This is a genomic window from Amorphoplanes friuliensis DSM 7358, from assembly GCF_000494755.1.
Lineage (GTDB): Bacteria > Actinomycetota > Actinomycetes > Mycobacteriales > Micromonosporaceae > Actinoplanes > Actinoplanes friuliensis.
The window spans coordinates 9364094-9376071 of the sequence record NC_022657.1; the positions used below are offsets into that span (position 1 = coordinate 9364094).

General features: G+C 67.2%; 8 protein-coding genes. All 8 read right to left on the reverse strand.

Going from position 1 to position 11978, the window contains the following annotated elements; all coding sequences use genetic code 11:
• Positions 1–4521: 4521 nt before the first annotated feature.
• Positions 4522–5589 carry a ParB/RepB/Spo0J family partition protein gene (locus AFR_RS43195; protein ID WP_023563177.1) on the reverse strand — a complete coding sequence of 356 codons (1068 nt, stop codon included), beginning with the start codon at positions 5587–5589 and terminating at the stop codon, positions 4522–4524.
• On the reverse strand, positions 5586–6860 hold the full coding sequence (locus AFR_RS48560) for a ParA family protein (protein WP_274519475.1): 1275 nt from the start codon (positions 6858–6860) through the stop codon (positions 5586–5588). The genes AFR_RS43195 and AFR_RS48560 overlap by 4 nt, the downstream gene beginning before the upstream one ends.
• Positions 6861–7478: 618 nt before the next feature.
• Positions 7479–8237, reverse strand: a complete 759-nt coding sequence (gene rsmG / locus AFR_RS43205; protein WP_041841613.1) for a 16S rRNA (guanine(527)-N(7))-methyltransferase RsmG — start codon at positions 8235–8237, stop codon at positions 7479–7481.
• Positions 8238–8774: 537 nt separating this feature from the next.
• Complete coding sequence (locus AFR_RS43210) at positions 8775–9350, reverse strand: Jag family protein (RefSeq protein ID WP_023563180.1); 576 nt, start codon at positions 9348–9350, stop codon at positions 8775–8777.
• Between the two features lie 152 nt (positions 9351–9502).
• Positions 9503–10543, reverse strand: coding sequence for a membrane protein insertase YidC (gene yidC / locus AFR_RS43215; RefSeq protein WP_023563181.1), 1041 nt, complete (start codon positions 10541–10543; stop codon positions 9503–9505).
• A 1-nt stretch (position 10544) separates the two neighbouring features.
• A complete protein-coding gene (yidD, locus tag AFR_RS45730; RefSeq protein WP_084298306.1) occupies positions 10545–10823 on the reverse strand; it encodes a membrane protein insertion efficiency factor YidD in 279 nt (92 codons plus the stop codon).
• Positions 10820–11176, reverse strand: a complete 357-nt coding sequence (gene rnpA / locus AFR_RS43220) for a ribonuclease P protein component (RefSeq protein WP_041841614.1) — start codon at positions 11174–11176, stop codon at positions 10820–10822. Before rnpA ends, yidD begins: the two co-directional genes overlap by 4 nt.
• 34 nt (positions 11177–11210) lie before the next feature.
• Positions 11211–11348, reverse strand: a complete 138-nt coding sequence (gene rpmH, locus AFR_RS43225) for a 50S ribosomal protein L34 (RefSeq protein ID WP_023563184.1) — start codon at positions 11346–11348, stop codon at positions 11211–11213.
• Positions 11349–11978 lie beyond the last annotated feature (630 nt).

The following is an 11978-nucleotide window of genomic DNA, read 5'->3' on the forward strand; positions in this document are numbered from 1 at the left end:
AGCTCACAGGGCACTGTCCCGGGTCAATTTCCAGCGAAGCCGCCGAGGCCCCCTCAACCGTTCAGCCAACGCCCCAAACGTCGACGCCCATCACGTTGGGTGGGCACATCAGCACTCGCCACGTTATCCACAGGAGTTATCCACAGGCAGCCCAGTTTCACGTGAAACACGACGTAGAACGCCTGTACCCCCTGTGGATACAGCAGTGGAAGACCCCGAATCCATCGGCGATGTTTCACGTGAAACGGAAAACGGGGCCGTTGCACACAGGCTGTGCGCACAGCTTGTGGATACTGCTGCTCGCCGATCTCAGCTGGGTCCTTCCGCCTCCCCTAGAGCCTGCCAACTGGTCCTGCTGATCAAGCTGCCGACCGGTCCTTCAGCGTCCAAGGAACCGCCTCCCGGCACCCCCGTTTCACGTGAAACTCCTCCTTCCGTGGAACCCCCATCCGGGCGACCCCCAATGGTGGGCGACGGGGCTAGTAGAGACCCAGCCACATCGATGGCCATGCCAGCTCAGCAAGAGCCAGCCTTCAGCGCGTGGAGGCATACGCGCTCCGATGCCGTCACTGGGTGACGAGTCTCTGACAGGGACGGCGGGTGGAGACGCAACCGGCGTTCTCCCGGTACCGCATGGTCGGTCTTGGTCGCCGGCATGGTTGATTCGGGTCATGCCACCCCCGGGCGAAGCTCGGCGTGGGGGAGACGGAGGGACCCAAGCCACTCGCTACATCGCGAAAGCTGATGTGCAGAGGCTCCGAACGTCGCGCCGGCGTTTGGCGTCGGAGCTCATCTGGATCGAGGTCGCTGGCCGGGCATCCGCCGGCCATCGTGGGCATTCGCAGCCGAGCGCCGCGGTCTTGGCGTCCGGCGCTTGGTCCCGGACGAGGTGTGGATCGATCCGGGCCGAGCGGCTCATGGGCGGTCCCACACCGAAAGGCATCACCACGGAAGCGAGTATCTGATGCCTGCAGCCTTTGCCTTTCTCAAGGCCCCGAGCATCTGCCACCACAGCATGATCGTCGGCGCTGATGGCGACCGCCGGGGCCCGATCAACCCGGAGTTCCAGTTCCAACTCCGGCTCACAGCGCCGCCGCCGTAGTTGCTCGCCGCTCCAGGGCCGCCCCAACCCGCGACGGATCTGGAGCGGGAGCGAGGCAGTACACCGAGTGGCGCAGGGCAGCGAGCCAGCAAGAGGAGTTCCACGTGAAACATGTACTTACCCCCTCCGAGGATTGGAACTGGGCCTCGCCCTCTCCGCGAGCCCTGGTTGACCGACAGCGAGCTGAAGGTCTCCGGAAGGCAGTCAAGGACTGAGAGCTGGCCCTCTCCAAACGGCTGTGTCTCTAGCGGCTACGACAAGCTCAGCGAGCGACGCATCGCCTCATCCCCTGCGGGCGTGTGAGATCGCCCCACAGGGCACAGTCCTGCATGCGTGCCCCTCTGGGGCCGATCGCGCTACTCAAGCCGAGCAGGACCCCTCAGCGCTCTAAGCGATGGTTCCGTAGACGGCCGGGCCGTCTGGCCGGGCGTCACTCACAACCACCGGGCCCTTCAGCGTTTCACGTGGAACCCACCCCACATCTCTCGCGCCGTTTCACGTGGAACGCTCCGGGCTCCGGGCTCCGGGCTCCGGGCTCCGGGCTCCGGGCTCCGGGCTCCGGGCTCCGGGCTCCGGGCTCCGGGCTCCGGGCTCCGGGCTCCGGGCTCCGGGCTCCGGGCTCCGGGCTCCGGGCTCCGGGCTCCGGGCTCCGAAGGATTGTCAGTCATCGGCTGGGCGGTTTCACGTGGAACCTGACTAGCCCGAGGTTGGCGTTCTAGAAGGTGTGGGGGGGAGGAACGAGACCCCGGCGATAGTCAGCGAGTATTGGGCTGACGGTCGCCGGCCGTGAAGTAGGCCCCCGAAGTCAAGAACCGATCCTTCGGCCAAGCCGGACGGAGCCGCAACAGAATCTCGGTGGAGGCCCACAAGAATTGAACGAGGCACCGCCAACCCTCAGGATGAACAGTCCCACAAAACGAGCGATATTCACTTCCCGGGGAACATGGACTCGACTTTCCTCGGTCCCGGCCGTCTTCGGGTCAGAGGCCCTGCTCCCTGTTTCACGTGAAACGAAGTGTCGACCAGGCGAGCATCTCGAAACTCGCCAGGTGCCCATCGGCGGACCTGTGCTGTCGTCCACAGACCGCAGAGCTGGTGACCACTTTCCGACGGCCCGAACCCATGGAGTGTCCGCGGCATGGTCAGCACAAGGCGACTGGCCTATCGAACTTGTCGCGGAGTCGAGTCACCCGGACTGGTTTTCGAGCAGCGAGACAAACTCCCTATGGGGGTTGCGCCATCCCGGCCCAACGCCCCATCACCTCGCCGCCTCCTCGCCTAAGAAGGCTGAGAACGATGCACGGCGGCACGGATCCATGCACGCGAGGTGGCTGACGAAGTCGGCGTCGGACGGAGCTTCCGGCCGCTGACACAAGCGTGGGATGAACGTGCCCAGCGGACGCAGGTCCAGGGTGCACTCGTGCGCGACAGGCCACGAGCCAGAGGCAGGCGATCGACGCCTTCACAGAGTTGGCCAGACCGGCATGCACATCCGAGGTCGGCTGATCCTCCATGGGCAATCGCAGCGCCTGACAGACACCAACGCCGGCTCAGTTAGAGCACCGCCTGTCTGCAGGGCGACGGTCCGGCTCCCTGGATTCCGCCCCGGCCACTAGCGACGCGGGCTCATCGTTCCGGCGGCCCGGCAAGGAGCACACAAGCCAAGTCGAAGTAGGCGGTGGCCTCGTGGTCTCGTCATTGGCACCCGCAGATCCGAGCTGGAACTTGGCTTGGGTACCTACGCCCCGGTCGCCGTTGATAGGAGCCGCCGAAGAGCACCGCCCGCCAAGCGCACCATCACGGCTGATGCTCTAGTTGCGGTGCCACAGAAGGTGCCCAGTAGAGCTTGCGGTCCAGCTAAGGCTGAGCTGACCGGTGGACGAAAGAAGACCTATCGTCGACTTCGCCCAACGAGAGTGGGCGCGAACGACGAGCCGAGTGGCGAACAAGCCCCAATAGCTTCACCTGGGTGCTCGCTGGTTCGCGCTGACTTCGACTGAGCTCGGGCGGCCGTCCGACAATTCCGAGCCCATTACGTGGCCGGCCGGAGACCCGCACGTCCCTACGGCCACGGACTACTGCGAACGATCGAGTCGTCAACTGCAACCCGGGAAGGGCACCGGGCACCGGGCACCGGGCACGGGATTCTTGATCCAAGCAGCCACCTCCGATGCCAAGTTGTTTCACGTGAAACAGACCGGTCGGAACTCGAACCTCCACTCAGATCCAGGCACACTGCGAGGCCCGTGAACCACACTTGCTGAACAGCTCGTCGGTCGGTCGTGGTGCTTCCCGTAGGAAGTCCAGGCGCTGCTCGACCGCAGCAGCCTCGCTCTCGCCTGGCACAGCCGAACATCTCGCAGGCATTGGGTGCTGACGTTGCAGCCATCCCAGAAAGTCGCCGGCACGGTCGCCGGTACTTGGGCTCCAAGAGGGCCTGGCGAACTACTGGCACAAGGTCAGTCACAATCGACCCCCACCGAGGACGCCTGAGGGCTTGATCTTCTGAACGAACATGGCTGGCCCGAGGGTGGCGTTGTGGCGAGCAGTAACCGCGAGCGCGTCTAAAACGAGCTGCCAGGACGTTGGGCGCTGCCCCAGCGGCGTCGTGAAACGAGACCACGTCGTTCTGCCGAGAAGGACTCCGGACTACCGTCGCGCATGGATCCAGCGTCGTGTCGAGTGGAGTTGGATCGCCAGATTCGCATGGAGTCGGTGCCGGCAAGTCCAAGGAGCCGGCACCGACAAACCGGGGGGCCGACGGTCTCAGACGGACCGCCTAGGTGCAGCCTCCCCACCCAACTGGATCGAACGACGAGAGAGCCAGCATCGAGAAACTGGCTCGAACCCGGAAGGCACAGAGCAACAGGCCGAGCGGCCACATGGTTCGGTCGCGGCCAATGGACACCTGCAAGCCGAGTCGTTAAGCCGCTCACCACAAGACAGATGATTCGCGGTGAGTCAGGACCAGCAACTCCGGTAGTTGAACTACACCGGCGAAGCGATCACTGCCCGCCGCCCTCAAACTCAGAAACCGCAACGCGAGCGACCTAGATCATCAGTCCTCTGCAGGCCGTCGGGAGCGCCTCGACAGCAGCAAACGCGTCTTGGATTCACGTTTGGCGGTCAATTTGCCGGCCGAGAGACCTCGAAGCGACAAAGCAGGGCGTTTGGGGCGTCAAAATCCAACCCGACTGAAGATCTTCAGGAATCAGAAATCCCAGGAGAATGGCTCTGACAGAACTCGGGATCACCACATGGCCTCTGACCTCGTGTTCTTTGCCCCCGCAGGCGCCGCCACAACCCTCCAAAAACCAAGATCAAACCGTAGATATGAAGAAGGCACGTGATCTGCTGCATCACGTGCCTTGCTTTCGCTTGTTCTGCCGTCCCGGTAGTCATCCGGGTCCGGTTTTTGGTCACTCGTCGTCCGAGTCGGCGCCTTCCTCTTCCACGCCGATCATGCCGACGATGCGTTCGAGGTCGTCGACCGTTGCGAACTCGATCGTGATCTTGCCTTTGTTGCGGCCGATGTCGACCTTGACTCTGGTGTCGAAGCGGTCGGACAGGCGATCCGCCAGATCGTTCAGCGCCGGCGCGTGGACCTTCGCGCGGCGGGTCGGGGCCGACTTCTTGACCGGGCCGTCGGCGATGGCGAGGGATACGAGTTCTTCGGTCGCGCGGACCGAGAGCCCTTCCGCCACGATTCGCAGAGCGAGGCTTTCCTGGGTTTCGCTGTCCTCGAGGCCCAGCAGTGCTCGCGCGTGTCCGGCCGACAGCACGCCCGCCGCGACCCGGCGCTGGACCGGGGCCGGCAGGTTCAGAAGCCTTATGGTGTTCGAGATCTGCGGGCGGCTGCGACCGATGCGCCGCGCGAGCTCCTCGTGTGTTGCGCCGAACTCCTCGAGCAGCTGCTGATAGGCGGCTGCTTCTTCGAGCGGGTTCAGGTTGGCGCGGTGGATGTTCTCCAGCAACGCGTCACGGAGCATGGCGTCGTCGCGGGTGTCGCGGACGATCGCGGGGATCGTCTCCTTGCCGACTGCCTGTGCCGCACGCCAGCGCCGCTCGCCCATGACGAGTTCGTACCGGCCGTCGCCGAGGTCGCGTACGACGATGGGCTGGAGGAAACCGACCTCTTGGATGGAGGTTTTGAGTTCCTCCAGGGCTTCCTCGTCGAAGACGTGGCGCGGCTGCTTGGCGTTCGGCTCGATCGCGGTGACCGGGAGTTCGGCGAAGCGCGCGCCGGGGACCGGCGCGAGACCGTCGATGTCCTCGACCGGCGCCGCGGCGGCCTGGGGAGTGACCGGAGCTGCGGCAGGCGGGGGAGGAGCCTCGGCCGGCGCAGTGAACTGGGTCGGCGCGTGCTCAGCGGGAGTCGGCGACGGCGGTGGTTCTTCCGTCGTTGTCACTCCAGCACCGGCCGGCGGCGCGGTGGGGATCAGTGCTCCCAAGCCGCGGCCGAGGCCGCCCCGTGGACGGTTCTTCATGCCGCGCCTCCCGTGTTGACCCCGCGCATCGCGATCTCCAGAGCTGCCTCGAAGTAGCTCGTGGCGCCCCGCGAACCCGGATCGTAGGTCATCACGGACTGGCCGTAGCTCGGAGCCTCGGACACCCGGACGTTGCGCGGAATCACTGCCTCGAGCACCTTCGAGCCGAAGTGGTTCCGGACGTCCTGCTCGACGGCGTCGGCCAGCCGGGTGCGGCGGTCGTACATCGTCAGCAGGATCGTGGAGACGTCCAGCGTCGGGTTGAGGTGCTGACGCACCAGGTTGATGTTGTTGATGAGCTGGTTCAGACCTTCCAGCGCGTAGTACTCGCACTGGATGGGGATCAGGACCTCCTGCGCCGCGCACAGGGCGTTGACCGTGAGCAGGCCGAGCGACGGCGGGCAGTCGATGAAGACGTAGTCGAACTTCTCCGGATGCGCCGTGATCGCGCGCTGAAGCCGCGACTCACGAGCGACGACCGAGACGAGCTCGATCTCGGCGCCGGCGAGGTCGATGGTGGCCGGCACGCAGAACAGGTTCGGGATGCCCTCGACCGGTTGCGCCACGTCGGCGAGCGGGACGTTGTCGATCAGGCAGTCGTAGACGTCGGGTACGCCCGCGTGGTGGGGCACGTTCAGGCCGGTGGAGGCGTTGCCCTGCGGGTCCAGGTCGACGACCAGGACGCGGTTTCCGTGCAGGGCCAGCGCCACAGCCAGGTTGACGGTCGTCGTGGTCTTGCCGACGCCGCCCTTCTGGTTGGCGACGCACAGAACGCGCGGGTGATCGGGGCGCGGCATGATGATCTCGCCACTCGGGTTGAGGATCTGCACAGCACGCAACGCTTCCATGGCGAGTGGTGGATCGACCTCATCCCGGTCCGGCGTTTCACGTGAAACATGCTCGTCTGCCGACGCACCGTTCGGCGCCGGCTCCGCCGCCACACCGACCGGAGGAGCAGAGACCGGCTGCGCCGAGACCGGAGGAGCCGATGCCGGTACGGCCGCAGAACCGGAAACAGGCGCCGACGACGGCCCCGAGCGTGGTGCCGGCGCGGGCCGACGCGGCTCGGAGACCGAGACATCAGAATCGCCCAACGGGGTGCCATACACCTGGCCGCCATTGCCTGCACGTGGTTGAGGCACGCTTTGCTCACCGCTCTCGAAGCTCACACTCAAACTCGCGCTTCGATCGGAGTCGCCGTGTGGATCTGTTTCACGTGAAACACGGTCCCAGCCTGGGGCGCCGTCGGGGCCCCTGCCATACTCATGCACCGTCTTGTCCCTGCCTGCTTGGAGTGGGTCGGCACCGCGAGCGTGCGGTCCGGCAGGAAGCGGCGGGGCGCCTGGCTCTCCCACCGTCCGGTCCACACTATCGACGCGCGGCCAGCCTACGGCCGCCGGGCGAGCGTCGCCACGGTTGTCCGCCTGATGAGTCGATGTCAACAACCCTTCGGGCGTCTCGAAGACCATGAATCCGGGTACGAGTCGCAATCTGCCGGCGTACCCGGAAGGGGCAACGGCCGGTGACCCATCGCCAAGGGCGGCCGGACCGGGGATGGCCGAGTCGGGGTTGCTGGGATCGCTGGGGCTTGCAGTGAGCGGCGGCTGGGCACGGTCGGAGGCACTTGCGCGGCTGTTGGGCGGCGCCTGCGCTGAGCCGCGGTGGGGCAGTTGAGGGGCCTGGCGGCGGCTCGAAGGCGCGCTGCCAGGCCTACCCGAGACAACTCCTGACAGGTCTGCCCGTCGAGCAGCGCCGGCCTCGACCCGCTGACGGGCCTGGTCCGGAGAGGCGGCTTCGGGATCCGGCCTCGGCGACTGATCCGCTGAGCCGGGGCCTCGGCCGGGCCGTGGGAGTTTCCCTGTTCGTTTCCGCACGCCCCGCCTGGCCATCTATCCCCTCCGCGATCTCCTTTTCCCGGAGCCGCGGCCGCCGGCTGAGCCGGTGGAGCGGCCCGGGTCGGCCGCCCTTCCGGACGGCCTGGGCCTTGGTGCCACGACCGCTCGTTCCCGCACGATCTCGACGACCGTGGTCGGCGGATCGATCAGTCCGGCCCCGCAGAGCCGGACGACCGGGTCGGCACCACCGAGCCGGGCGATCGCGTCGCGGTGCTCCGCCACTTCCTCTGCGGCCGAGGCGCCCTTGAGCGCCAGCAGCCGGCCGCCGACAGCGGCGAGTGGCAGGCACCAACCAGCGAGCCGGTCCAGCGGCGCGACCGCGCGCGCGGTGACGACATCGGCAGCGGCGGGGGGTCCACCGACGAGGTCCTCCGCGCGGCCCCGGACGACCGTGACGGTCGTGTCGAGGCCGAGCGCTGTCACCGCCTCGGACAGGAAAGCGGTTCGTCGTGCCAGTGGCTCGACCAGCGTGATCGTGAGATCGGGACGGGCCACTGCCAGCACGATACCGGGCAAACCGGCGCCAGACCCCACGTCAGTCACCGAAGCGCCGATAGGGATCATCTCGGACATAACGCCGCAGTTGATCAGGTGCCGTTCCCAGACTCGGGGAGCCTCCCGCGGGCCGATCAGGCCGCGCACGACGCCGTCGGTGACGAGCAGCTCGGCATACCGAGCCGCCAGCGCAAGCCGATCACCGAACACCCGCTCAGCCGCAGCCAGAAACTCAGCCGGCGGACCAGCCGAACCCACAAAACCAGAAGAACGCGCAGAGCCAGGGGAGGCGGCAGAGCCCGGAAGTCCCGAACGGTCCGACGCGCCGGCAGAGCCAGAAGAATCTGCGGAGGTCGAGGCGTCCGCAAGGCCACGCGAGTCCGCGGAGCTAGAGGAGTCCGCAGAGGTCGGGCCATCCCCAGATCCAGGAGAGTCCGCAGAGGCCGCAGAGCTAGAGACGTCCGCTGAGGTCGAGGCATCCGCAGAGCCAGGGGATTCCGCGGCGGGGGACGAGCCTGCAGAGCCAGGGGATTCCGCAGCGGGGGACGAGCCCACAGAGCCAGGATCGGCAGAGGCCTGCGGACCAGCCGGGGCCGACAGACCCGCAGTGCCCGGACCGGCAGCGGCCGACGATCCCGCAGACACCCCCGGACCAGCCGGCGCCGGATCACCAGACCCAGGCGCGGAGGAAGAAGAAGGTGAGGGGGACACGGAAGGCTGCGGAGACGACGACGGCCCGGGTACAACTTCTCCCGGGCCGTTGTCCCCCGCGCCGAAGCGAGGGTCAGTCATAGCTCAGTCAGCCGGCCGAACCACGATGCGGCGACTCGGCTCCACACCCTCGGACTCGCTCTGCACACCCGAGATCGCGTTGACCACGTCGTGGACGCACTTGCGCTCGAACGCCGACATCGGCTCGAGGCGCACAGCGTCGCCGTGCTCCTTGACCTTTTCGACGGCGTTGCGGGCCACAGCGGTGAGTTCCTTGCGGCGGGTGGCGCGGTATCCGCCGATGTCCAGGAGGAGGCGGCTGGGGGAACCCGTCGCGCGGAAGATCGCGAGGCGGGTCAGTTCCTGGAGGGCTTCCAGGGTGGCGCCGCGCTGGCCGACGAGCGGCTGGAGCCGGCCGCCGACAACCTCGACCATCGGGCGGCCCGCCGACACGAGCTCGTCGATGTCACCGTCGTAGTCGAGGATGTCGAGCAGCCCCTCCACGTAGTCGGCGGCGATCTCGCTCTGCCGGAACAGGTCGGAGTCCGTCGTCACGGTCTCCGACTTCTTGGTCTCCTCGGTACCGGCGGACTCCGCGGCGGTGGCGGAAGCGGTCTCCTCGGTGGACTGCTCTGCGCTGGGAGTGCTGGTGTCGGTCACGGTCTCATCTCCGTACTCACTCGGGCCGGACCTGCTCGGTCCGCTGTTCCCACTCCGGGGCTGCTCAGCGCAGCCCGGTGCGGGGAGGTCTTTGTCGCCACCTGACGTCAGGGGCGCGCGCGGCCCGGGTCAAGGCCCGGGCCGCGGCTGCGTCATCCCTGTGGTTTGTTGGCGGGTCTGGCGCCCTTCTTGGGGTTCACCGGCTTGGCGCCGGGCTTGGGGGCCAGCGCCTTGGTGTCCACGACGGGGCTCTTCGGCTCCGGCTCGGCGGCGGCTTTGCGGCCGAAGAGGCCACCGGTGCGACCGCTCCGCACGGGGCTCTGCGGGCCCTTGGCGCCGGGCTTGGTGCCGTTCGAGCCGTTCGAGCGGGCCGGGGTGCTGCCGGCCTTGGCGTTCGCCATCGGCGGCGGCGGGAACTTGCGGAGCACCCACTGCTGCTGGCCCAGGCTGAAGAGGTTGTTCGTGACCCAGTAGATGACCACGCCGATGGGGAACAGCGAGCCGGAGACGAGCAGCGACAGCGGGATGCCGTACAGCATCAGGCGCTGGATCATCTTCTGCTGCGGGTCCTCGGCCCAGCCGGTCTTGAGGATCATCTGGCGGCTGGTCAGGTAGGTCGTCGCCATCATGGTGAGCACCAGGATGCCGGCGATGATCTTGACCGTGACGCCGTTCGCGCCCAGGAGCTGCAGTTCGGTCGCGGAGGAACCGAACTTCGAGGCCAGCGGCGCGGTGAACAGGGAGGCGTGGGTGGCACTGTCGAACTGCTCGACCGTCCAGCCGTACAGGGTCTGCTGGCTGTTGGTCGGGGAGAGCCGCCGCAGAACGTGGAACAGGCCCAGGAAGACCGGGATCTGCAGGAACATCGGGAGGCAACCCATGAGGGGGTTGGCCTTCTCGACCTTGTAGAGCTCCATCATTTCTTTCTGGAGCGTCTCGCGGTCACCCTTGTGCTTCTCCTGCAGCAGCTTCACCTTGGGCTGCAGTGCCTGCATCGCCCGCTGGGACTTGATCTGCTTGACGAAGACCGGGAAGAGGATGACCCGGAGCGTCACCACCAGGAAGACGATCGACAGGATCCACGACCAGTTGGTGCCCAGCACCGGGCCGTCGGGGATGCCGATGGTGTCCCACAGGTCATGCCAACGGAGGAGGATCCACGAAATGGCGTAGTAGATCCAGTCGAGACTCAATTCATGCTCCAGTCACATCAGCAGGACGGTGACGGATCGGGTCAGGCACCGGATCGAACCCGCCAGGGTGGAAGGGGTGGCAGCGCAACAGCCGCCAGATCGCCAGGGCGGTCCCTCGGAGAGCGCCGTGCTTCGCGAGCGCCTCCTGGGCGTACGCGCTGCACGAGGGGTAGAACCGACAGCGGGCCGGCAGTGCCGGGCTCAAGTAACGACGGTACGCGACGACCGCCCCTGTCAGCACCCGGGCAACCGGCCCGCGTGGCGTGACGGGCGCGGTCATCGCCGCCGCCGGGATGATCGGGCGGCCGCGAGGGCCGAGTCGAGGTCGGTGCCGAGCGTCTCGTAGGTCGCAGCTGCCGAGGGGGGCAGCGCGCGGACCACCAGAGTGGTGCCGCCGGGGAGGTCGGCCAGGCGCTCGCGGACGAGGTGCCGCAGCCGCCGCCGGACCTTGTTGCGGACGACGGCGTTGCCCACGGCCTTGGACACGACAAAGCCGGCGCGCGCCATAGAGGCGTGCACCGGCTCATCGATAAGCAGATGGACGACAACCGTGCCACGGCCCGCCCTGCGGCCACCGCGAATCGCTGCGGCGAAGTCGGAACTACGCCGCAGTCGTTGCGCTGCGGCCAGCACGACTACCTGGGCATCCGGCCCGACCAGCGTCGGCTCAGGCCGACAGCTTGTCGCGACCCTTGGAGCGACGGGTGGCCAGGATGGCGCGACCGGCACGGGTGCGCATGCGCAGCCGGAAACCGTGGGTCTTGGCGCGCCGGCGGTTGTTCGGCTGGTAGGTGCGCTTGCTCACGTCAGAACTCCGTCTTCGTCGGACCACCCGCGGGCGTCCAGGGGGCATCAAAGCTGCAAGACGCCACTTTAGCAGAGCGCGGCGGAGCAACCGCCCGACCCTACGCACGGCCACCGGGGTGGTCAACCATTCGGCCGGTCGGCACGCCGATGGATCTCTGCCTCTGGCTGCTTTTCGTCACCGAGGCTGCCCCTCCTGCGTACGGAGTGAATCTTTTCGTGCCAGGTCTGACCCGGGGTGGGTACCGGCGGTTGATGCGGGAGCCGCCGCGCTGTTAGCGTGCCCGTTTGCTGGTCTTCAGCGCTGTTCGCACACCGCGTCGAGCTGGTACTGCTTCGAGTCGGCCAAAACCGGACGAGGCGGTAAATCGTTCGGCACGGTGAGCCTGTTTTCCCGCGCCAGCACAGGCTCCGGGAAGTCTGCCGACCATCCGGCCGGGGAGCGACCGCCGACGAGTGCACAGGTTGTGGATAACCTGTGGATAGCCGGTGCCGCCGTGCACGTTCAGCACGTTGAATGTGCCGGGTTGGGGGTAAGCCGGTCTGTCGCCCCTCCGGGCGACGACAGGCAATCACGGCGGAAGCCGGACAAGGCCACGGGGGAACCGGTGGCGATGGGGGTGGCGCGGCG